The organism is Streptomyces sp. NBC_01716, from assembly GCF_036248275.1.
Classification (GTDB): Bacteria; Actinomycetota; Actinomycetes; order Streptomycetales; family Streptomycetaceae; genus Streptomyces.
This window is the reverse complement of sequence record NZ_CP109181.1, coordinates 2,011,039-2,032,681: the sequence shown is the minus strand read 5'-3', so window position 1 is coordinate 2,032,681 and position 21,643 is coordinate 2,011,039. Positions and strand designations below refer to the sequence as shown.

General features: G+C 71.0%; 18 protein-coding genes and 1 pseudogene. 17 read left to right on the top strand and 2 right to left on the bottom strand.

Features of this window, described 5'->3' with window-relative positions; translation table 11 throughout:
* The first annotated feature begins 61 nt into the window (after positions 1-61).
* The 12 genes and pseudogenes from OIE74_RS08720 to OIE74_RS08665 all read left to right on the top strand — a co-directional run bounded on the left by OIE74_RS08720 (position 62) and on the right by OIE74_RS08665 (position 12,948).
* On the top strand, positions 62-1,696 hold the full coding sequence (locus tag OIE74_RS08720; RefSeq protein WP_329380382.1) for an ATP-binding SpoIIE family protein phosphatase: 1,635 nt from the start codon (positions 62-64) through the stop codon (positions 1,694-1,696).
* A 63-nt stretch (positions 1,697-1,759) separates the two neighbouring features.
* Positions 1,760-2,035: pseudogene (locus OIE74_RS08715) on the top strand (putative quinol monooxygenase); the annotation flags it as partial.
* 147 nt (positions 2,036-2,182) lie between these two features.
* Positions 2,183-2,533 (top strand): NADH-quinone oxidoreductase subunit A, encoded by a 351-nt coding sequence (locus OIE74_RS08710; protein ID WP_329380379.1) that lies wholly within the window; start codon positions 2,183-2,185, stop codon positions 2,531-2,533.
* Positions 2,524-3,675 (top strand): hypothetical protein, encoded by a 1,152-nt coding sequence (locus OIE74_RS08705; protein WP_329380375.1) that lies wholly within the window; start codon positions 2,524-2,526, stop codon positions 3,673-3,675. Before OIE74_RS08710 ends, OIE74_RS08705 begins: the two co-directional genes overlap by 10 nt.
* On the top strand, positions 3,668-4,597 hold the full coding sequence (locus OIE74_RS08700) for an NADH-quinone oxidoreductase subunit H (RefSeq protein WP_329380371.1): 930 nt from the start codon (positions 3,668-3,670) through the stop codon (positions 4,595-4,597). The genes OIE74_RS08705 and OIE74_RS08700 overlap by 8 nt, the downstream gene beginning before the upstream one ends.
* A 63-nt stretch (positions 4,598-4,660) precedes the next feature.
* Positions 4,661-5,230 carry an NADH-quinone oxidoreductase subunit J gene (locus OIE74_RS08695; protein WP_329380369.1) on the top strand — a complete coding sequence of 190 codons (570 nt, stop codon included), beginning with the start codon at positions 4,661-4,663 and terminating at the stop codon, positions 5,228-5,230.
* A complete protein-coding gene (locus tag OIE74_RS08690) occupies positions 5,227-5,532 on the top strand; it encodes an NADH-quinone oxidoreductase subunit NuoK (protein WP_329380367.1) in 306 nt (101 codons plus the stop codon). The genes OIE74_RS08695 and OIE74_RS08690 overlap by 4 nt, the downstream gene beginning before the upstream one ends.
* The gene (locus OIE74_RS08685) at positions 5,529-7,505 is read left to right on the top strand and encodes a proton-conducting transporter transmembrane domain-containing protein (protein ID WP_329380365.1); all 1,977 of its coding nucleotides are present in this window, start codon (positions 5,529-5,531) and stop codon (positions 7,503-7,505) included. The genes OIE74_RS08690 and OIE74_RS08685 overlap by 4 nt, the downstream gene beginning before the upstream one ends.
* A gap of 5 nt (positions 7,506-7,510) precedes the next feature.
* Entirely contained in the window at positions 7,511-9,016 is a 1,506-nt protein-coding gene (locus tag OIE74_RS08680; RefSeq protein ID WP_329380362.1) for a complex I subunit 4 family protein, read from the top strand.
* On the top strand, positions 9,013-10,434 hold the full coding sequence (locus tag OIE74_RS08675; RefSeq protein ID WP_329380359.1) for an NADH-quinone oxidoreductase subunit N: 1,422 nt from the start codon (positions 9,013-9,015) through the stop codon (positions 10,432-10,434). The genes OIE74_RS08680 and OIE74_RS08675 overlap by 4 nt, the downstream gene beginning before the upstream one ends.
* A 136-nt stretch (positions 10,435-10,570) precedes the next feature.
* Complete coding sequence (locus OIE74_RS08670; protein ID WP_329380357.1) at positions 10,571-11,530, top strand: 5-dehydro-4-deoxyglucarate dehydratase; 960 nt, start codon at positions 10,571-10,573, stop codon at positions 11,528-11,530.
* Between the two features lie 56 nt (positions 11,531-11,586).
* Positions 11,587-12,948 (top strand): enolase C-terminal domain-like protein, encoded by a 1,362-nt coding sequence (locus OIE74_RS08665; protein WP_329380354.1) that lies wholly within the window; start codon positions 11,587-11,589, stop codon positions 12,946-12,948.
* A gap of 67 nt (positions 12,949-13,015) precedes the next feature.
* Here OIE74_RS08665 and OIE74_RS08660 read toward each other — a convergent pair whose 3' ends face one another.
* Both OIE74_RS08660 and OIE74_RS08655 read right to left on the bottom strand, forming a co-directional pair.
* A complete protein-coding gene (locus tag OIE74_RS08660; RefSeq protein ID WP_329380351.1) occupies positions 13,016-13,483 on the bottom strand; it encodes an NUDIX hydrolase in 468 nt (155 codons plus the stop codon).
* A gap of 96 nt (positions 13,484-13,579) precedes the next feature.
* A complete protein-coding gene (locus OIE74_RS08655) occupies positions 13,580-14,155 on the bottom strand; it encodes a TerD family protein (protein ID WP_329392212.1) in 576 nt (191 codons plus the stop codon).
* Between the two features lie 308 nt (positions 14,156-14,463).
* Here OIE74_RS08655 and OIE74_RS08650 point away from each other — a divergent pair, with 308 nt between their 5' ends.
* The 5 genes from OIE74_RS08650 to OIE74_RS08630 all read left to right on the top strand — a co-directional run bounded on the left by OIE74_RS08650 (position 14,464) and on the right by OIE74_RS08630 (position 21,456).
* Complete coding sequence (locus OIE74_RS08650) at positions 14,464-14,850, top strand: hypothetical protein (RefSeq protein WP_329380348.1); 387 nt, start codon at positions 14,464-14,466, stop codon at positions 14,848-14,850.
* Between the two features lie 61 nt (positions 14,851-14,911).
* Positions 14,912-15,913 carry a phosphate ABC transporter permease subunit PstC gene (gene pstC, locus OIE74_RS08645; RefSeq protein ID WP_329380345.1) on the top strand — a complete coding sequence of 334 codons (1,002 nt, stop codon included), beginning with the start codon at positions 14,912-14,914 and terminating at the stop codon, positions 15,911-15,913.
* Positions 15,914-16,007: 94 nt separating this feature from the next.
* On the top strand, positions 16,008-17,303 hold the full coding sequence (gene pstA / locus OIE74_RS08640; protein WP_329380342.1) for a phosphate ABC transporter permease PstA: 1,296 nt from the start codon (positions 16,008-16,010) through the stop codon (positions 17,301-17,303).
* Positions 17,300-19,012 carry a phosphate ABC transporter substrate-binding protein PstS gene (pstS, locus tag OIE74_RS08635; protein WP_329380339.1) on the top strand — a complete coding sequence of 571 codons (1,713 nt, stop codon included), beginning with the start codon at positions 17,300-17,302 and terminating at the stop codon, positions 19,010-19,012. Before pstA ends, pstS begins: the two co-directional genes overlap by 4 nt.
* Positions 19,009-21,456, top strand: coding sequence for a hypothetical protein (locus tag OIE74_RS08630; RefSeq protein WP_329380336.1), 2,448 nt, complete (start codon positions 19,009-19,011; stop codon positions 21,454-21,456). Before pstS ends, OIE74_RS08630 begins: the two co-directional genes overlap by 4 nt.
* The last annotated feature ends 187 nt before the right edge of the window (positions 21,457-21,643 follow it).

Sequence of the window (21,643 nt, the reverse complement as noted above, 5' to 3'; positions counted from 1 at the left end):
ACCCGGGTTCCGGAGCCGGCAGGACCGGAGTCTTCGTCTCGGCAGGGTTCACGATGCCTCTGTGCACATCGGCTCGTCCCTCGAAGTGACCGAGACGGCACAGGAGTTGGCCGATCTGCTGGTGCCCGGTCTGGGCGATCTCGTGACCGTCGACCTTGCCGAGGCCGTGGTCGTCGGCGACGAGCCGCCGAGAATGGTGGGCGGTGGAAGGCTGCATCTGCTGCGTTCGGCCATCGCCTCGGCGTCAGGAGCCTGGCTGGGCAAGGTCCTTATGCCGGGGGCGCCGTATCCGGTCCTGCCCGACAGCTCGCAACTGCGTGAGATCCAGATGGGTGAGGTCATCACCATGGACCGCGCCTCCGTCGCGGAGGCCCTCGGCGACGGCGACCTCGTGGAGCAGTTCGTCCCGCCGTTCGGGGACTCCGTCACGGTGGCGCCGCTGATCGCGCGCGATCTCGTCCTGGGCACGGTCTCCGTATGGCGTGAAGAACAGCCGGAAGCCTTCCAGGAGGACGAGAGGAAACTCCTGGCGGAAATCGTCTCCAGGGCCGCACTTGGCATCGACAACGCCCGCCGCCACAACCGTGAACAGCGGGCGGCGGTCACGCTGCAGGAGCGACTGCTGCCCAGCGCGACGACGTCATCGGCCGCCGTGTCCACGGTGGGGATCTACCGGCCCGCGGGCAGGGGCGCCGGTATCCGGGGCGACTGGTTCGACGTGATCACGCTGCCCTCCCTGCGAGTCGCGCTGGTGATCGGCGATGTCGTCGGCCACGGTCTGTCAGCCACCGCGACGATGGGGCGCCTGCGTACGGCCATACAGACTCTCGCGGATCTGGAACTGGACCCCGCCGAACTCCTCGCGCACGTCGACGAACTCGTCCAGCGCCTGGCGGCGGAAGCGCCCACCGACCAGAATCCGGTCGGCGCCACCTGCCTCTACGCCATTTACGACCCGCTGACCCGCCAGTGCACGCTCGCGAGCGCCGGCCAGCTTCCCGCGGTCGCGATGCGGCCCGGCGGCTCGACGGAATTCATCGATGTACTGCCCGGCCCGCCGCTGGGTGTGGGCGGGGTGCACTTCGAATCCAAAACCCTGGAACTCGAACCGGGCAGCATACTCGTGCTCTACACGAACGGCCTGCTCGAACCGGACCACCATGATTCCGAATCCGGCATGCACCGTCTCCGTTCCCGCCTCGCCTCCCTCAACGAGGAGGGCCGTTCGCTGGAAGCGATGGGTAATTCACTGCTCAGCGATCTGGGCAGTAAGCCCACGGACGACGACATCGCCTTTCTCCTCGCGCGAACCCGCGCCGTCGGGCCGGACAATATGGCGAGCTGGGAGTATCCCGCCGAACCTGACTCGGTGGCGCTCGCCCGGAGGGACATCATGGGTCGACTGAGGGGGTGGGGACTTCAGGCCCAGGCCCTGGACACCGAACTCGTGATCAGCGAACTCGTCACCAATGCGATCCGGTACGCGGGTGGTCCTGTCGGAGTGCGTCTGATCCGTGACAGTGTCCTTATCTGCGAGGTCACCGATTCCAGCAACACCCAGCCGCGACTGATCCGGGCGAACGCCACCGACGAGGGAGGCCGGGGTCTTTTCATCGTCGCCCAGTGCACGACGCGCTGGGGCAGCCGTTACGGTCTCCGCGGGAAAACGATCTGGACCGAGCAGCCGATCACCTGACGGGCAGACCCGGATGGAGAGGATGGGGCCAGCACGTACTAGTTTCTCGTTTCTTTCGCCGTCCAGCCCGAACATCGGGACGACTTCATTCGAGCAGCGCGGAAGACGGCACGTGATTCCCTGGCGAACGAACCGGGATCGGCGCGGTTCGAGCTCATCCAGGACGAGAAGGACGTGAATGTCCTCTATCTGAACGAGGTTTACGAGGACACCGCCGCCTTCGAGGCCCATGCCGGCGGCCCGTATTTCGGGGAGTTCTTCGCCGAGGTCGGCGAATACGCCGAAGGCCCCACCTGGCTCATGCGGGGAAATCTCGTCGAGGACACGGCCGGCGCCTGAGTCGGTACGGGGCGGGAGTACGGCTCGTCGGCGTTTCACCCGTCTGCCGCCGCACGCTGTCGCGCCTGGTGCGGGTGGCTCGGGCACCGTGGCCGTAGCGCTCGACGGCGGGCGCGGGGAACGGGAAAACGGGGAAGGCGTGAGTGGATGAACGGCTTTACGGCCGCACTGTCCCTGCTGGCCCTGATCCTGCTCGTCGTCGCCGGCGGCTACGGCGCCGCGCGGGCGTTGCGCGTCTCCCACGAGCCCCTGGCCGCCCAGCCGTTCGGTTCCGGGCACGAACCGGCCGAGCACGCGGTCAGCCGGTTTCATATGCGCTGGTACACGGTCACGATGCTCTTTCTCGCCTTCGACATGGAGATGGTCTTCATGTATCCGTGGACGCTCGTCATCTCCGTGATGGGCCCCACGGCGGTGATCGAGATGTTCGTCTTCCTCGGCGTGCTGCTCAGCGGAGTCGTCTACGCCTGGCGGGAGGGGGCGTTGCGATGGGCGTGAGGGACTTCGTCGTACGCGCCGCCGCCCGCCGGCCGCGCGTGCTGCTGGTGACAACGCCCGGCGGGACGCGCGTGCGACTGGCCGCCGAGAAGGAACTGCGGTGCCGGGGCTGGGCGGTGGCGTCGACGCCGGCCGGAGCCGACCTGCTGCTCGTGGCGGGCCCCGACCGCGCGGCTTCGGCATCCGAACTGGACCGGTTGTGGGACGACATGCCCCGTCCTCGCGTACGTCTGCGGGTGACGGCGCCCGATGAGGTGCCATCGGCCCTCGACGCGGGGCGTGCCCGGCTGGGGGAGACGGAGCACGGGAGGCACCCGCAAGGCCACGGCACCCACGCGGACATGCCCGGCGGCCGGCCCATGGCCCAGCTCGGCGAGGACCGTGACGGGCTGACCCTGGACCGACTGCATGTGTCGCTCGGCCCGTTCCTCGCCGACTGGCCGGCCGGGCTGGTCGTCCGCGTGGTGATGCAGGGCGACGTCATTCAGCGGGCACGGCTCGGCGAACCGTACGCGACCGGCCCGGCCTGCCCGTTCTGGAGCCGGCCCTGGAGCCGGGCATCGGCGGGCGAGCGGGTGCCCCTGGCGCAGGCCGCCCGGCGGCGCGCGGCGGCCCATCTGGACAGTCTGGGCCGGTTGTTGTCGGTCGCGGGCTGGCCGGCCGAGGCCGTGACCGCCCGGCGGCTCCGCGACGACCTGCTGGAGCGGGCACCCGTGAACGCCCTTCTGCCCCGGACGGTGCGGCTCGCACGGCGCGTCGGGCGGTCCCGGACCCTGTACCGGCTGACCCGGGGCATCGGCCCGCTGACCGCCGCCGACGCGCGCGCCGCGGGCGTGAGCGGACCCGCCGCGCGGGCGGGCGGCGACGTACCGGCCCGCTACCGGCAGTGGCTCTCGGACACCGTGGACGCCGTGGACAGCCTGCGGCGGCTCGACGGCGACGCCACCCCTCTCGACCCCGTGACGCACGAGAGCCCGCGCGGCCGGTGGGACCCGGACCGGCCGCCGTCCACCGCTCTGGCCGCCCTGTTGCCCCGGCTGCTGGAGGGCACCGAACTCGCCGCCGCCCGCCTCGTCGTCGCGAGCCTCGACCCGGACCCGGACGAACTGGCCGTCAGACGCCCGGAGGTGGCGCGTGGTTGAGGCGGGAGCGTGGTGGACGCTGCCGGTGGCCCCGGCCCTCCTGCTCGGCCTGGCCGTACTGGCCGTGGCCGGCGACGCGGCGCTGGACGACCGCCGCTCCGGACGGACCGTCACCCCCGCAGGTGCGCTGAGACCGTTGCTGGCCGTGCCGCGCGCCCTGGTCGCGCAGCCCCGGCGGCTCCCGGCCTCCGACCGGCGGCTGTGGCGCGTGGGTGTGATCACCGTGCCCGTGGCCGCTGTGCTGTCGACGCTGGTGATCCCGTTCGGGAACCATGTCGTCGCCGACCTGTCGGTGGGGGTGGTGTGGTTCAACGCCATGGAGGTGCTGACCTGGGCCGGGCTGTGGCTGGCCGGCTGGGGCCCCGACGCGGCGTTCTCCCTCGTCGGCGGCTATCGCTTCCTCGCCCAGGGCCTGGCCTATGAACTCCCGCTGATGTTCGCGCTGATCTCGGCCGCCACCGGCGCCCAGTCCCTGCGTGTCACCGACATCGCGGGTGCGCAGTACGGCCTGTGGTACGCGGTGTGGATGCCCTTCGCCTTCGCCGTCTATCTGGCCGGGGTGCTCGCCTTCAGCTTCCTCGGCCCGTTCGCGTATCCGGCCGGCCGCGACATCGCCGGCGGTGTGCTGGGCGAGACCTCCGGCGTCGACCGGCTGCTGCTCCAGGCGGGGCGGTGGCTGTGGCTGGCGGCCGGGGCCGCGATGGCGGTGCCGCTGTTCCTGGGCGGCGGCGCCGGTCCTGGGCTGCCCGCCTGGGCGTGGTCGCTGGTCAAGACGGTGCTGGTGCTGGCACTGCTGGTGTGGGTGCTGCGCCGGCTGCCGGTGCTCCGTGCCGACCGGTACGTGGAGGTGGCCTGGGTGGTGCTCCTGCCGGCGGCGGTCGTGCAGGCGCTCGTACCGGCCCTCGTCAGCCTCGGCCCGTAGCGCCGCTCGTACCGAACCCCGAGTCCCACCCGACCTGTTGACCCCGTGGAGAAGGAGCGCGTGATGGGCGTGACGAACACCGTGCTGCTGTGGGTGCTCGGCCTGCTCGCCCTGACCGGCGGCGTCCTGGTGTTCACGCTCCGCTCGATGGCCCGCGTCACCTTCGCCCTGCTGGGCTGCCTGGCGTGCGTCGGCGGTGTGGTGACCGTGCTGGGGCTGCCGTACCTCGGTGTGGTGATCGTGCTGATGATGGTCATGGAGATGGTGATCATGGCCGTGTTCATGATCGCGTACATGATGAATCCGGCCGGTCTGATGCCGATGTTCATGGTGCACAACACCCGCGGCGCGCTGGTCATCAGTGGCGCGGTCTTCGCCGCGCTGGTCGCCGGGATCTTCCTGGTCCCCTGGCCCGGCCGGACGGGCGTACGGCCGAAGGACACCACCTTCCAGTTGGGCAGGTCGCTCATGGAGGACCAGATGCTCACCATGATCACCCTCGGATTCGTCCTGCTGGCCACCATGGTCGGTGCCACGGTGCTCGCCACCCGGCGCGGCCGTTACGACCGGTTCGGCGACGGGCTCGACCGGCGCCCCGCCGACGACCCGGCCGGCGGGGGAGTGGGCCGATGACGTTCGAACTGCTGCTGGTCCTCGCCGCCGGACTCTTCTCGACCGGGCTGTACGGCGCGCTCTCCCAGCAGTCCATCGTCATGATCATGATGGGGATCGAGCTGATGATCGGTGGTGTCATTGTCGCCGCCGCGGACTTGTGGTCCTTCCTCTCCCCGGCCGCCCCCGGCGGACAAGTGATCGTCGTCGCGGCCGTGTTGGCGATGGCGGTCGAGATGGCCATGGGCTTCGCCGTCACCACCGCCATCTACCGCGCCCGGCAGGTCGACATGACCGACATGGCCGAGGACCTGAAGGGATGAGCGCGCTGCTCTGGCTGCTGGTCACGCTGCCGCTCGGCGCGGGAGCGGTGCTCGCCGTGACGGGGCTCACCGCGACGGGGCGACGGTACGACCGGCTGATCCCCGCCGCCGCGTTGACAGCGTCCGTGGCGACGCTCGGTGCGGCGGTCGCCGCCGCCCTGACCCGCCCGGCCGCGAGCGCGCCGCTGTTCGCGGGGATGGACGCGGCGCTGGCGGTGGACGGTCTGTCCGCGGTCATGGTGGTCACCGTCGCCGCCGTCACCACCGCCGTCCTGGCCTTCGCGGCAGGGGAGTTCGGCGCGGGGGAGTTCGGCCCCGACGAGAACCGCGGCCGGTTCTTCGGCCTGATGCTCGTCTTCTCCGGAGCCATGCTCGTCACCGTCACGGCCACTACGCTGCCGCCGCTGCTGATGGCCTGGGAGGCGATGGGCGCCACCAGTTGGGCGCTCATCGGGTACGGGTGGCGGGGGCCCGGCAAGACGGCCGCCGCCGATGTCGCGTTCCTGACGACCCGTACGGCCGACCTCGGAATGTACGTGGCGGCGGGCGCCGCCCTGGCCGGGGGTGTCACCACCCTGCGTCTCGACAGCCTGCCGGGGGCCGTTGCGCCCTGGCCGCATGTGATCACCGCGGGCATCGTCCTGGCCGCACTCGGCAAGTCCGCCCAACTGCCGTTCTCCTTCTGGCTGTCACGGGCCATGGAGGGCCCCAGCCCGGTGTCGGCGCTGCTGCACTCGGCGGCCATGGTCGCGGCCGGTGCCTACCTCCTGCTGCGCCTCCAACCGCTGCTGGCCACGACCGGCTGGGCCGGACCTCTGGTCGCCTGGTCCGGTGCGGTGACCGCCCTGGCCCTCGGCCTGGTCGCCGCCGCACAGACCGACCTCAAGCAACTGCTCGCGGCCTCCACCTGCGCCCAGATCGGATTCGTCGTGCTGGCCGCCGGCAGTCACGGCGTGGCCGGGGGCACCACCCAACTCGTCGCCCACGCCGCCACGAAGGCGGGCCTCTTCCTGGCCGCGGGGGCCTGGCTGACGGCCTTGGGCGCCAAGCGACTGCCCGCCCTGCGCGGCGCTGCCCGTACCGGTCGGACGGTCGGCGTGGCCTTCACCGTCGGCGCGCTGACCCTCGCCGGGCTGCCGCCCCTGTCCCTGTGGGCGGCCAAGGACGAGGTGCTCGCCGCCGCCCGGGGCGAGGGAACGGGCCTGTACGTGGTCGGACTCGCGGCGGCGGCCGTCGCCACCGTCTACAGCGTCAAAGCGCTCTGGTACGTCACCCGCCCGCTCCCCTCCGACGTGGGCGCCGGAGACGACACCGAGCGACGGGGCGCCGAGCGACACGGCACCCGGCGCACCGCCCGTACGACCCCGGTCCCCCTCATCGCGCTCATCTCCGCCGCTGCCGTCCTCGGCGTACTGGCCCTGCCGGGGCCCGCCTCCTGGCTCAGAAGCCTGCTCGGCGCCGAAGGCGAGCAGGCTCCCGAGCCCTGGGAGTTCGCCCTGTCCGCCGGTGTCGCCCTCGCTGTCGCGTGCCTGGTCCTGTGGTGGGCGTCCCGTCCCGCGGCCGTGTCTTCGAAGTCCCGCCTTGCAGGCGGACGGCGCTACTTCGAAGACACGGCCGCGCCTGTCCCGCGCGCCGCCGTGCGATACGCCCGGAACTGGCTCTTCCTGGAACGGACCGCTCAACTCACCCTGGTCCGCCCCGTACTGGCCCTGGCCAGGGCACTCGCCGTCTTCGACGACCGCGTCGTCGACGGCGCCGTACGGCAGACCGCCCGGGGCGGACTCGCGGCGGCGCGCCTCGCCCGCCGCCTGGACGACGGCGGTGTCGACGCGGCCGTACGCGCGATTGCGTCCGGCGCCCGGAGCCTGGGCCGGGCGGCGCGCCGCCCGCAGACCGGACTGCTGCACCAGTACTACGCGCAGGCCGCCGCCGGCTTCGCCGTGCTCGTCCTGATCATCCTGTCGGTGAGGTAACCCCTGTGCTGAGCGTCGTCACGTTCCTGCCGCTGCTGGTGTGCGCGGTGCTGCTGCTCCTGCCGCGCACCCTTCCCGACAGGGCGTACCTCTGGATCTGGACCGGCACCGCAGCCGCCGAGCTGGCCCTGGTCGTCGCGGTGTGGGCGGGGTTCGAGGCCGGCGCGGGGATGCGGTACGAGGAACGGGTGCGCTGGATCCCCGGTGCCGGTGTCGGCTACCACGTGGGCGTGGACGGGCTGTCGCTGCCCCTGGTGGCGCTGACCTGTCTGCTGTTCCTGGCGGTCGCAATCTTCTCGCTGCGCGAGCGGCGCCGGGTGCGCGCCTACGTCTGTCTCTTCCTCTTCCTGCAGACCGTCTGTGTGGGCCTGTTCGTCGCCCTCGATCTGATCCTGTTCTTCGTCTACTTCGACCTGTCGATCGTCGGCATGTTCTTCGTGATCGCCGGCTGGGGCCACGGCGAACGCGCCCGCGCCGCCGCGCTGAAGTTCTTCCTCTACACCTTCACCGGCTCCCTCGCCCTGCTGCTCGGTTTCATCGGCCTGTATCTGGCGGCGGACCCGCACACCTTCGACATCGTCGACCTCACCAGGAGCAACCCGCTGGCCGGCCGCGGGACTTACGCGGGTCTGGTGCTGCTGGCCATCGGTGCCGGGCTCGCGGTCAAGACCCCGACCGTGCCGTTCCACACCTGGCTGCCCCCGGCCCACACCGACGCCCCCGCCACCGGCTCGGCGATCCTGGCCGGGGTGCTGCTGAAGATGGGCACCTACGGGTTCGTACGTATCGCGATGCCGTTGCTGCCGGGGAGCTGGCGCCACTACGCGCTGGTCATCGTGGTCGTCGGAGCGGTCTCGGTGGTGTACGGGGCCCTGGTGGCGCTGGCGCAGACCGACTTCAAGCGAATGATCGCGTACACCTCCGTCAACCACATGGGTTATGTCGTCCTGGCCGTCGGCGCCGCCGGGACACTCGCCGGCACGGACGCCCAGGCCCGCTCGCTCGCCGTGACCGGGGCGGTCACCCAGATGGTCAGCCACGGCCTGATCACCGGTGCGCTGTTCCTGCTCACCGGGGTGCTGTACGACCGCGGCCGTACGTACGCCATGGACGCGTACTCGGGCCTGGCCGCCCACACACCCCGTTTCGCGGCGGTCACGGCCGTCGCCGCGTTCGCCGCCCTCGGTATCCCCGGTTTCTCCGGATTCATCGCCGAGTTCCAGATCTTCACCGGCAGCCTGGCCTCCCAGACGATCGCCACCGCCGTCGCCCTGACCGGCATCGTGATCACCGCGGCCCTGTTCCTGACCGCGCTGCGGCGCGTGTTCCTCGGTACGCCGCGACTGCCCGGGGCCATGCCCGCCGGCGGCGTCGCGGACCTCAGAGGCACCGAGGCGTGGCCGACGGTGATCCTGCTCGCCGTGGCCCTGGTGATCGGCGTCGCGCCACGCTGGCTGCTCGACGTCATCGAACCGGCCGGCCGCACCCTGACCGGACTGGTCGCGCGGTGAACCAGAACCTCACCGCCCTCATCCCCGAACTCGCGCTCCTGGGCGCCGCCGTCATCGGCCTCCTCACCGGCTCCTGGCTGCCCCGCCGGCGCCAGTGGATCGTCGCCGCGCTCGCCGCCACCGCGTGTACGGCCGGTCTGACCGCCACCGCCGTCACCATGGCCACCGGCCGCGAACAGACAGTCTTCTCCGCCGCGTTCGCGGTCGACACCGCCACCGGCATCGGGCGGCTGACCGTCCTCACCGCCCTGCTGCTGGTCATCGGCATGTCCGTGGAGACCGTACGGAACCACCCGCGCGAAACCGAGTACTGGGTCCTGCTGCTGATGTCGGGCGCGGGCACTCTCGCCATGACGGGCGCCAACGATCTGCTCATGCTGTTCGCCGGCTATCTGCTGGCCAGTGTGCCCGCGTACGCGCTCGCCGCCTTCGCCAAGGACGCGCGGGGTACCGAAGCCGCCCTGAAGTACTACCTGTTGGGCGCACTGCTCGGTACCACCATGCTCGCCGGTACGGCGCTGCTGTACGGCGCCGGCCACGCGACCGGCTACGGCGGGCTCAACAGGGCCCTGCCCGGGGCCGGTTACGGACTCGTCGCCGTCAGTCTCGTCGGCGTCCTGGCCGGTCTCTTCTTCAAGATCGGTGCCGTACCCGCCCACTTCTGGGTGCCCGACGTCAGCGACGGAGCTCTCGCGCCGGTCGCCGCCTACGTCACCACCCTCCCCAAGATCGGCGGGCTGATCGCCGCGTACCGCCTGCTCCACCAGGCACTGGCCGGCACGGACGTCAACTGGCCGCTGCTGCTGGCGGTTGTCGCCGCCGCCACCATGACCCTGGGAAACCTGGCGGCGTTCTTCCAGACCTCCGTCAAACGGCTTCTCGCCTACTCCACCATCAGCCAGGTCGGCTACCTCCTGATGGCTCCCGCCGTCGCCACCCGCAGTGAACTCGCCCAGCAGAGCCTGCTGTTCTATCTGGCCGCCTACACCGTCACCAACCTCGGCGCCTTCGCCGTCGTCACCGAACTTCCCCGGGCCCGTTCCCTCGCCGACTACCGCGGTCTGGCCCGCTCGCGCCCCGGCCTCGCGGCCGTACTCGTCGTCTGCCTCCTCGGTCTGGTCGGCACCCCGCCCACCGGCGTCTTCCTCGGCAAACTGGAGGTCTTCAGCGCGAGTGTCGACGGCGGTCACACCTGGCTCGCCGCACTGGCCGTCGCCAACACCGTGGCGTCGCTCTTCTACTACCTGCGCTGGCTCGGCCCGCTGTTCGTCACCGCCGACGCCGCGCCCGCCGCCGCGCACGCGGTACTAGGACGGTCGGCGGCCGTCACCGCCTATGTGGCAGCCGCGCTCTCCCTGGCGCTCGGCCTCGCGGGGCAGGCTGTCCTCACGCTCGCCGACGACCCACTGCTGCCGTGAAGTCCCCCGCGCGAGGGGCCACTTGAGCGGGGCGACCGATCCGGGCCGGGTGGACCCATTGACCTGTCCTGTTCATGGTTCTAACCTGAGTTCTCATACGTGGACAGTATTCATAAGAGAAAGCGGGGCCGGACTGATGGCAGGGCTGAGTGTGGAGACCGAGGACGCGACGCGGCGGTTGCGTGATGCGATGGCGGGCGGCGTCCTGTCCTTCCCCCTCACGAGCTTCCAGGAGGACGGCGCTCTCGACCTGCCGGCCTACCGGGCGTACCTGGCCGCCCAGTTGGCCACCGGGCCCGGTGGGGTCTTCGCCGCCTGCGGGACCGGTGAATTCAGCGGGCTGGATGAGGACGAGTACCGCGCGGTGGTCACGGCCACCGTCGAGGTGGCCGACGGCCGGCTCCCCGTGGTGGTCGGCGTCGGCTACGGCTGGGCACAGGCGGTGCGGTTCGCCCGGATCGCCGAAGAGGCGGGCGCCGACGCCCTGTTGGTGATGCCGCACTATCTGGTCGAGGCCACCCAGGACGGTCTGGTGGAGCAGCTGCGCCGGATAGCCGCCGGCACCCGGCTGCCGCTCATCGCCTACCAGCGCGGCCCGGTCACCTTCACCCCCGAGGGCCTGCGCCGGATCGCGGACATCCCCACGGTCATCGGCCTCAAGGACGGCCACAGCGATCTCGACCGGCTCCAGCGACTGACCCTCGCGGCGCCCGACGGCTTCCTCTTCTTCAACGGCGCGGCCACCGCCGAGCTCCAGGCGCGCGCGTACGCCACGGTCGGCGTCCCCGCCTACTCCTCCGCCGTCCACGCCTTCGCGCCCGAGATCGCCGACGCCTTCTTCGCGGCGCTGCGCGACGGCGACGAGGCGACCATGAACACGCTCCTGCGCGGCTTCTACGTACCGTTCGTCGAACTGCGCGACCGGGTGCCGGGCTACGCCGTCGCCCTGGTCAAGGCCGCCGCCCGGCTGCGCGGCCTGCCCGTCGGTCCCGTACGCGCCCCGCTCATGGACCCCGGCCCGGCGGACCTCGCCGACCTGGAGAAGATCCTCGACGACGGCCTGAGCCTGGTGGGCGCCGTACGACGACGAGACTGAACGCCCCCCGAAGAGGACGTGCCCGAACGCCCCCCGTCCGTAAGGATTTCTTGACCATGAGCACGAGCACGAGCAGGAGCACGAGCCCGCGGAACCGGCCGACCGTCACCGCGTTCTCCGTCTATCCGGTGGCCGGCCGGGACAGCATGGAGCTGAACCTCTCCGGCGCGCACGGGCCCTACTTCACCCGTAACGTCGTGATCATCGAGGACTCCGAGGGACGGACGGGGCTCGGCGAGGTGCCGGGCGGGGAGAAGATCACGCGGACCCTGCGGGACGCCGAATCCCTCGTGGTCGGCGCGAAGGTCGGCGACTTCAAGCGGGTCCTGCGGGAGATCGGGGACCGGTTCGCGGGCCGGGACTCGGGAGGCAGGGGCGGTCAGACCTTCGACCTGCGTACGACGGTGCACGCCGTCACGGCCGTCGAGTCGGCGCTCCTCGATCTCCTGGGGCAGCACCTGGACGTGCCCGTCGCCGCACTGCTCGGCGACGGACAGCAGCGCGACTCCGTGCGGGTGCTGGGCTACCTCTTCTACGTCGGGGACCCCGGCCTGACCGATCTGGAGTACGTGCGTGAGCCCGGCGCGGCCGAGGACTGGTACCGCATCCGGCACGAGGAGGCCCTGACCCCGGAGGCGATCGTCCGCCAGGCCGAGGCCACCCACGACCTGTACGGCTTCCGGGACTTCAAGCTCAAGGGCGGTGTGCTGCCGGGCGCGGAGGAGGTCAGGGCGGTACGCGCCCTCAAGGAACGCTTCCCGGAGGCCCGGATCACCCTCGATCCGAACGGCGCGTGGTCGCTGCGCGAGGCGGTCGCGCTGTGCTCGCCGCTGGTCGGCACGCTCGCCTACGCGGAGGATCCCTGCGGCGCCGAGGACGGCTACTCCGGGCGGGAGATCCTGGCGGAGTTCCGCCGCGCCACCGGTCTGCCGACGGCGACGAACATGGTCGCGACCGACTGGCGCCAGCTCACCCAGGCCCTGGCGCTGCAATCGGTGTCCATACCCCTCGCCGATCCGCACTTCTGGACCATGCAGGGGTCGGTCCGCGTCGCGCAGCTCTGTGAGGCGAGCGGTCTGACCTGGGGCTGTCACTCCAACAACCACTTCGACATCTCCCTCGCCATGGTGACCCACTGCGGGGCCGCCGCGCCCGGCGCGTACAACGCCCTTGACACGCACTGGATCTGGCAGGAGGGCCTGGAGCGGCTCACCACGGCGCCGCCGCGCATCGTCGGCGGCGAGATCGCCGTCCCCGACGCGCCGGGCCTCGGCGTTCGGATCGACATGGACCGCCTCCTCGCGGCCCACGAGCTCTACCGGGAGAAGGCGCTGGGCGCGCGCGACGACGCCATAGGAATGCGGTATCTCGTCCCCGGCTGGGAGTTCGACGCGAAGCGGCCCTGCCTGGTGCGCTGAGCCGGACGCGCGCCGGCGGCGGCCCCTGACGGCCCCCGCCGGCGCTGCTGATGCCGCTGACGCGGCCTCAGTGCTGGATCAGACCACCGACCGCTACGGGGCCGACATGGCCGGTCGGCGGAGCGGTCCGCGCCAGGTCGAGGCCGACGTCGACCAGCGACGACCGGCGCAGCCGGGCGACGTCGGCGAACGGGGTCCAGACGGACTCGGCGATCTCACCGTTCGGCTCGGGCCGCAACTGCCCGCCGGTGATACGGACCTGGTAGAAGACGCCGACATTCTGGTGCTCGACTCCCGCTCGCGCCACGGCCGCGGGGATCACCCTGGAGTCCACGCCGAGCAGGCGCTCGACCACCGCCTCGTGGCCGGTCTCCTCGGCGACCTCCCGGATCACCGCGTCGAACGGGTCCTCCCCGTGCTCGACCCGCCCGCCCGGCAGGGTCCAGTTGCTCTTGCCCTTCGGCGGTACGTAGCGGCCGAGCAGCACCCGCCCGTCCTCGACACACACGGCGTACGCCGCCAGCCGGAAACTCATCCCAGCGCCTCCCCAGTCCGGCGACCAGGGTATCCGTGAGCGGTCGCGCGGGGGAGGACACGGCCCGCGACAGCGCCGCCGCGGGCCGTGCCCGGTTCAGACGCCGACGCCGAAGTCGGAGGCGATGCCGGAGAGACCGGAGGCGTAACCCTGGCCCACCGCGCGGAACTTCCACTCCGCGCCGTTGCGGTACAGCTCGCCGAAGACCATCGCGGTCTCCGTCGAGGCGTCCTCCGTGAGGTCGTAGCGCGCGAGTTCGGCGCCGCCGTCCTGGTTCACCACGCGGATGAACGCGTTGCGGACCTGGCCGAAGCTCTGGCCGCGCGACTCCGCCTCATGGATGGAGACCGGGAAGACGATCTTGTCGACCTCGGCCGGGACACCCGCCAGGTTGACCTTCACCGACTCGTCGTCGCCCTCGCCCTCACCGGTGAGGTTGTCACCGGTGTGCTCGACCGAACCGTCGGGGCTCTTCAGGTTGTTGTAGAAGATGAAGTGCTGGTCCGAGGGGACCTTGCCGTCCGCCTTGACCAGCAGCGCGCTCGCGTCGAGGTCGAAGTCGGCGCCGGTCGTGCTGCGTGCGTCCCAGCCCAGGCCGATGAGCACCGCCGTCAGGCCCGGGGCCTCCTTGCTGAGCGAAACGTTGCCGCCTTTGGAGAGGGAAACTCCCACGATCTTCTCCTGGTGCTCGATGGTGTGCTCACACATGTGGACCCTTCAAAATCTACAACACTGTAGAAGTTGGCGGGGTGTTGCCTCAGGCATCCACATGGCCCGCCGCGGACCGACCCGGGAGCCCAACTCGCTTGCCCCGGACGGGAGAAAGGGCTTGCTTCCGGTGTACTGCGAGCGGCCTAAGGGCAACTTCGTCATGAAACTCGACAGCGTTGTCGGGTTTATGGCGTCCGCTGTCACGTCCGTCTCAATAAATTGCGCCTGCCGCCCCGCTCTCCGATGGGGCGGCGGGGGTGGGGACTGACATGACGGACACCGGTGGCATGGACGGTGGCGACAGACCGGACGCGGGAGGGGCCCGTTGCCGGATAGACGTCGATGCGGACGGGGCGTACAGCTGGCGGGTGGTCGCGCAGAACGGCCGGGTGGTCGCGGTCTCCGCGGAGCCGTTCGGCGAGTACGGCCAGTGCCGCAGCGCCTTCGAGACGCTGTGCCGCAGTCGCGCGGAACTCGCGGGCGCCGTTCAGCACACGGCGGGGGGCAACGGCTGGATGTGGTTATTACGTGACGCCGGCGGCGGCGTGGTCGCCGTCTCGGCGCGCCCCTACGAACGGCACTCGACCTGCCGTGCGGCTTGGCAGAGATTCCACGCGTTGCTGAGAGAGATGGAGGTTACCGGAAGTTGCCCTTAGGGCACACCTCGTTCACATCTCGGTGCGCGCTCGTCAATCGCGTATCGAGAGCGTCGGCCGCGTGACGAGAAAAGCGAGTGGGGCGGAAGCCGATGTGCCCCGGAGGCTCTACGCGGACCCGGGCCTGCCCGACCGCGTCTTCCGGGGCGTCGCCCGTGGCGGGGGCGGATTCGTTCTCGCCGTCATGCTCATGGTGGGCGGATTCCTGCTCTACCGCGCCTGGCAGGCGCTCTCCAAGGCCGGTTGGTCGTTCCTGACGACCGAGACCTGGGAACCGGACGCCGGCCGCTTCGGGATCGCGGCGGTGCTGGTCGGGACCGTGCTGATCGCACTGGTCGCGATCGTCGTCGCGGTACCGCTGGCGGTCGGCGGGGCGCTCTACATCTCGGAGTACGCGCCGCCCCGGCTGCGGCAGACGCTGATCGGTGTGGTCGACCTGATGGCGGCCGTGCCGTCCGTCGTCTACGGCCTGTGGGGGCTGTTCTTCTTCGAGGGCCAGATCCTGCCCACCGCCCGCTGGATCGCCACCTACCTGGGCTGGATACCGGTCTTCAGCGTGCCCGGGGCCGATCCGGCCGACCCGCTCGCGCCGGAGACCGTCTACACCTCCTCGACCCTCATCGCGGGCGTCGTCGTCGCCCTGATGGTGGCTCCGATCGCGTGCTCCGTGATGCGCGAGGTGTTCTCGCAGGCGCCCGTCGGCGAGCGCGAGGGCGCGTTCGCGCTGGGGGCCACCCGCTGGGGAATGATCTCCAGCGTCGTCCTGCCGTTCGGCAAGGGCGGCATGATCGGCGGCACGATGCTCGGGCTCGGCCGCGCGCTGGGCGAGACCATCGGGGTGTACCTGATCATCTCGCCGGTCTTCGAGATCCAGTGGCATGTGCTCCAGAGCGGCTCCAGTTCGGTCGCCGCGCTGATCGCTCTGCGCTACGGCGAGGCAAGCGAGTTCGGCATGTCGGCGCTGATGGCCGCGGGCTTCGCGCTCTTCCTGATGACTCTCGTCGTCAACTTCGCCGCCTCCTCGATCGTCGCCCGCAGCCGCTCCGGAGCGGCGAGCGAATGAGGCCGGGGCGAGCGGTGCCGGAGCGAATCAGGCCCACGCGAATGAGGCCGGGGCGAGTGAAAGAAGCCAACAAGTCGATGAGGGGACACCGCAGATGACCATCGCGCCGGAGAGACCGGCCGCGCCGGGCACCCCCGGTCCGCCCCCGCGCGCCCCGTCGGTGGGGGAGGAGCGGCGCTCACCGAGCCGGCTGCGCGCCACCGACGTGTACGCGCTGCTCGGCGCCGCTGCCGCCGCCCTGTCCCTCACCGGGCTGCTGTTCACCCGGCTGCTGCCGTTCAGCGGCGCCGTCGGTTTCCTGGTCGTCGCGTACCTCCTGTTCCTGCTGCTCTACGGCCTGTTGGTCTCCTTCGACGAGGCGGGGCCAGCGGTACGCGACCGGCTCGCCGCCGTCGTCGTACAGAGCCTCGGCCTGGTGATGGTCGGCGCGCTCGCGTGCGTCGTCGTCTACACGCTGTGGGAGGGCCGCAAGGCGCTGCCGCACCTGAACTTCTTCACCCAGGACATGGCCGAGGCGGGCCCGCTGGATCCGCTCACGACCGGCGGCATCGTGCACGCGATCCTCGGCACCCTCGAACAGATCACCATCGCGCTCGCCATCACCGTGCCGACGGGGCTGCTCTGTGCGGTCTTCCTCAACGAGGTCCCGGGCCGCTTCGCCCGGTTCGTACGGACCGTCGTCGAGGCGATGACCGCGCTGCCGTCGATCGTCGCGGGTCTGTTCATCTACGCGACGATCATCCTCGCGCTCGGCTTCGACCGGTCCGGCTTCGCGGCATCCCTCGCGCTCGCCGTGATGATGCTGCCGATCATCATCAGGGCGGCGGACGTGGTGATCCGGCTGGTGCCGGGCAATCTGCGCGAGGCGGCGTACGCGCTCGGCACCTCGCGCTGGCGCACCGTCTGGCACGTGGTGCTGCCGACCGCGCGCTCCGGTCTGACGACCTCCGTGATCCTCGGTACCGCGCGCGGGGTCGGTGAGACCTCGCCGGTGCTGCTCACCGCCGGATTCACCGCCGAGATCAACGCCAACCCGATCGAGGGGCCGCAGCTCTCCCTGCCGCTGGCCACCTTCGAGTTCGTCAAGTCGCCCGAACCCACCATGATCGCGCGCGGTTTCGGTACGGCGGCGGTGCTGATGGCCCTGGTGCTGCTGCTGTTCGTGATCGCCCGGGTCATCGGCGGGCGCGGCCCCGGCCAGCTGACGCGCCGTCAGGAACACCGCAGGGTAAGGGCGTCGCGGCAGGACGCCGAACGGATGGCGGCCCGCGCCGCGGCCCGCCCCGCAGGCGCCGGTCCCGCCGGCGCCGTGCCGCCCCCGGGCCCCGGCCCGGATTCCCCCACCAAGCAGCCGAGTCCACCCCGTACACCCAGAAGGAGTGCCCCGTGAGACCGGCCACCGTCTCCCGACTGACCATGGCGGTAGCCGCGTTGCTCTGCGCGCTGCTCGCCTTCCATCCGCCGGCCGCCGAGGCGGCCTCGTACACCAAGATCAGCGGCGCGGGCTCCACCTGGAGCTCCAACGCGCTCGACCAGTGGCGCCGCAACGTCTCCTCCAACAGCGGTATGACGGTCAACTACGCGGCGCTGGGCTCATCGGTCGGCCGTGAGCAGTTCAAGAACGGCACCGCCGACTTCGCCGTCTCCGAGATCCCGTACGGGCTGACCGAGGCCGGTGCCACGGACGCCCCGCCCAAGCGCGGCTACGCCTACATGCCGATCGTCGCGGGCGGCACCGCCTTCATGTACAACCTCAAGATCGGTGGCAAGAAGGTCACCAATCTGCGGCTCTCCGGCGACGTCGTCACCAAGATCTTCACCGGGAAGATCACCATGTGGAACGCGGCGGAGATCCGGGCCGACAACCCCGGGCTCAACCTGCCCGCGCGTCGTGTCGTCCCGGTCGTGCGCTCCGACGGCTCCGGTACGACGGCCCAGCTCACCACCTGGATGGCCAAGGAACACGGCAGCCTGTGGAACGACTACTGCCGCCGGGCGGGCAGGTCCACGCCGTGCGGAATGACCTCGTACTTCCCCGTCGTGCCCGGGTCCTCGCACATCGCCAAGTCCGGTTCGCTCGGCGTCTCCGGCTTCACCAAGCAGGGGCACGCCGACGGGGCGATCACCTACGTCGAGTACTCGTACGCGATCACGACCGGCTTCCCGGTGGCGAAACTGCTCAACGCGTCGGGGTACTACGTCGAGCCGACCGCGTCGAGCGTCGCCGTGGCCCTGATGCGGGCCCGCATCAACGAGGACAAGAGCTCCCCGAACTATCTGACGCAGATCCTCGACAACGTCTACCGGTCGCCCGACCGCCGCACCTACGCGCTCTCCAGCTACAGCTACATGATCATCCCGACCAAGGCCGAACAGCCCTTCACCACCGCCAAGGGCAAGACACTCGGCACCTTCGCCAACTACTTCCTCTGCGACGGCCAGCAACAGGCCGAGGAGCTGGGCTACTCGCCACTCCCCAGGAACCTGGTCGAGGCCGGATTCGCGCAGGTCAAGAAGATCCCGGGAGCGCCGTCCGGCAGCACGAACATCTCGAAGTGCCGTAACCCCACCTTCTCCGCCGACGGCTCCAACACCCTTGCCAAGAACGCCCCTTACCCGAAGGCGTGCGACAAGCGCGGACCGACACAGTGCGCGGACGGCACGGCAGGCGCCAAGGAGAAGACACCCGTGAAGCCCGGTGCGACGGGCGGCGGCTCCGGCGGCGGGACCGGCGGCGCGGCCACCGGCGGCACCGGCGGTGGTGGCACGGGCGGCGCCTCGGGCGGCGCGGCCACGGCCGGCACGGGCGGCGCCTCCACCGAGGGTGCCACGGGCGCCGGCGGAGCCTCCGGCGAGACGGCGGGCAGCGCGGCCGGCGGTGCCATCGACCCGGACACCGGCGAACTGATCGCCGGCGAATCCCTCGGGGACTCCTCGGTCGCGGCCAACCCCGTCACGCTCGCCTCCGGCGACTCCGGTGGTCTGCGCGGCGTCCTCATGGCCCTGTCCGCGGTCCTGCTGCTCGGCGTGGTCGTCGGGCCGCCGCTCACCGCACGCGCCCTGGCCGCGCGCACCCGACGCAAGGAAGGCTTCCGATGAGCAGGCCCACGGCCGTACGCGTACGGCTGACGACAGGCATCGCCGCGCTGTTCGCCGCCCTCGTGGTGGCGCTGCTCCCGCTGCCGGCCGCGACCACCCCCGCCGAGGCGGCGTCCGCCGGCTCCGCGGTGACGGTGACCGGCGAGAAGGGGAAGTACGACGACTTCTCCGGCCTGAAGGTCACCGTCCACCAGACCAAGCAGCTCCGGGCCCAGGGCGTCCGCGTGAGCTGGACCGGCGGCAAGCCCACCGAGAGCGGCTTCAAGCACAACTACCTTCAGATCATGCAGTGCTGGGGCGGCTCCGGGGGACCCCGGCGCGAGCAGTGCCAGTTCGGCGGCAGCGGCGTACGGCAGGGCGGCTCCTGGACGTCGCTCAGGCAGATCGGCGCGGTGCCCGACCCGGCGGAGACGGAGTACGTCGACAATGGGGAGCGCGAGTCGTACGTCCCCTTCGAGCCCGCCAACGGCCAGCCGAAGACCACCGGGTCCCGGGACTGGACCTACTTCGGCACCCTGAACACCAACGAGGAGCCCTACGCGGTCACCCACGCGGACGGCACCGGCGAGTTCACCTTCCCGATGCTCACCGACCAGGAGGCCGACCAGCTCGGCTGCGGCGCCCCGGTGACGCAGGGCGGCGTCGTCAAGGGCCGCTCCTGCTTCCTGGTGATCGTCCCGCGCGGCGAACACGACGTCGACGGCACGACGGGCGCGGGCAACCCGCTCCAGTCGTCCCCGCTCTCCGCCTCCAACTGGGCGCAGCGCATGCTCGTTCCGCTGGAATTCCTGCCCGTCGGCAACACCTGCCCGGCCGACCGGGAGGAGCGCCGGGTGACCGGCTCGGAGCTGGTCACCGACGCGATCTCGTCGTGGCAGCCCGCGGTCTGCTCGGCGCCCGGCGGCGCCAAGTTCGCCTTCAGCCAGAGTGGTGAGGCCGGGGCCAGGGACACGATCTCCCGCCCGGCCGCGGGATCGCCCGGACTGGCCTTCACCGTCGACCCGGTCGAGGCACCGGCGGACGGTCCCGACGTCGTACACGCGCCCGTGGCCGTCAGCGGTCTCGCGGTGGGCTACTTCGTCGAACTGCCCGGGGCCGGACAGCTCACCTCGATGAAACTCACCCCCAGACTGCTCGCGAAGCTGCTCACCTCCTCGTACCAGAAGGATGTGACCCGCAGCAGGCGTGAAATACCCGAGCATGTCAAGGAAAATCCGCTCAGCCTGTTCCACGACCCGGAATTCAAAGAGCTGAACCCTGAATTCAAGGACTGGAAAGCGACCTCGCAGCCGCCCATGAGTCTCATGGTCCAGCTCGCGAATACCGACACCACGAGAATGGCCTGGCAGTGGCTCAGGTCGGACCGCGAGGCGAAGGAATTCCTCTCGGGCACCGCGGACCCCTGGGGAGCGAAGATCAATCCCTTCTTCGCCGACCTCGGTCTCGCCACGGACGAGTCGCTGTCCGACTTCCCCAAGGCGGACCCCACCAAGACCGAGGTGACGATCGGCGAGGAGACCCTGGAGTACGGCACGACCGAGGTCGCCCCGTACGTCCAGGACATGCACGACGGCGCGCTGCGCACCCGGCGCGGCAACAACGGCGCCACCACCACGGCCGACGCGGGCAGCAACGGCTCGCCCGCCAAGCTGATCAACACCCCGCCGCTGCCCGGTCAGCGGATGGTGCTCGCCCTCGTCGACGCCGCGTCCGCCGCGCGTTACGGCCTCCAGACGGCCGCCCTGCGCAACGCGGACGGAAAATTCGTCCAGCCCACCGAGGACTCGCTGCTCGCCGGGGTGGCCGATATGAAGAAGTCCCCGGTGGCGGGGGTGCTCGGAACCGACCCGGGCGCGGCCAAGGGCGGCGCCTACCCGCTCGCCTCGGTCGTGTACGCGGCCGGATTCACCAACACCGCCGCCACGGACCGCAAGGACTACGCGTCCCTGATCCGCTACGCGGTCGGTGCGGGTCAGGCCCCCGGAGTCTCGCGGGGACAGCTTCCGCCCGGTTACGCCCCGCTGCCCAAGGCGCTGCGCACCCAGGCGCTGGCCGCGGCCGACCTGCTCCAGAACGCGAAGGAAGGCGGCGGAGGAGGAGATTCCGGCGGCAGTGGCGGCGGTGGCGGCGAGGGTGCCGGCGCAGCCGCCGGGGGCTCCCTCGTGGACGACGGGTCCGCCGCCGGTGGCGCGGCCGGCGGCTCCGGCGGGGCGTCGGGCTCCGGCGATCCGTCCGCCGACCCGGACGCGGCGGCGCCCGAGGTCTCGGCCACCCCACCGGACCCGGAGAAGCAGAACGTGGCCGAGTCCGGCGGTCTCACCCCCTCCACGGTCCTCGGGATCATCCGCTGGGTGCTGCTCGGTGTGCTGGTGGCGGGAGGTGTCGCCGCTCTCTCGGGTCCCGTTCTGCTACGGCTTTCGGCCCGGAAATCCGTGGGTGCCTGATGTCTTTCGCCGAGTTCTCCAGGAGTCGCCTCGTAAATCGATTCGTAACCTGATCAACGGTACGCGTTGGTGGCCGCCCGTAAGCGGATACGGAAAGGTGATGCACGTCCGGTCGACGGGCCGGTGGTCGAAAGAATCCGGAATTCGGAATTTCGCGTTTCCGCTTGAACGTCCATTCCTCATATCC

Excerpts from the sequence above, each read along its gene's own strand:
- OIE74_RS08710 (WP_329380379.1), top strand. The coding sequence starts at position 2,183 with ATGAACGGCTTTACGGCCGCACTGTCCCTGCTGGCCCTGATCCTGCTC.
- OIE74_RS08705 (WP_329380375.1), top strand. The coding sequence starts at position 2,524 with ATGGGCGTGAGGGACTTCGTCGTACGCGCCGCCGCCCGCCGGCCGCGC.
- OIE74_RS08695 (WP_329380369.1), top strand. The coding sequence starts at position 4,661 with ATGGGCGTGACGAACACCGTGCTGCTGTGGGTGCTCGGCCTGCTCGCC.
- OIE74_RS08690 (WP_329380367.1), top strand. The coding sequence starts at position 5,227 with ATGACGTTCGAACTGCTGCTGGTCCTCGCCGCCGGACTCTTCTCGACC.
- OIE74_RS08685 (WP_329380365.1), top strand. The coding sequence starts at position 5,529 with ATGAGCGCGCTGCTCTGGCTGCTGGTCACGCTGCCGCTCGGCGCGGGA.
- OIE74_RS08670 (WP_329380357.1), top strand. The coding sequence starts at position 10,571 with ATGGCAGGGCTGAGTGTGGAGACCGAGGACGCGACGCGGCGGTTGCGT.
- OIE74_RS08665 (WP_329380354.1), top strand. The coding sequence starts at position 11,587 with ATGAGCACGAGCACGAGCAGGAGCACGAGCCCGCGGAACCGGCCGACC.
- OIE74_RS08660 (WP_329380351.1), bottom strand. The coding sequence starts at position 13,483 with ATGAGTTTCCGGCTGGCGGCGTACGCCGTGTGTGTCGAGGACGGGCGG.
- OIE74_RS08650 (WP_329380348.1), top strand. The coding sequence starts at position 14,464 with ATGACGGACACCGGTGGCATGGACGGTGGCGACAGACCGGACGCGGGA.
- pstA (WP_329380342.1), top strand. The coding sequence starts at position 16,008 with ATGACCATCGCGCCGGAGAGACCGGCCGCGCCGGGCACCCCCGGTCCG.
- OIE74_RS08630 (WP_329380336.1), top strand. The coding sequence starts at position 19,009 with ATGAGCAGGCCCACGGCCGTACGCGTACGGCTGACGACAGGCATCGCC.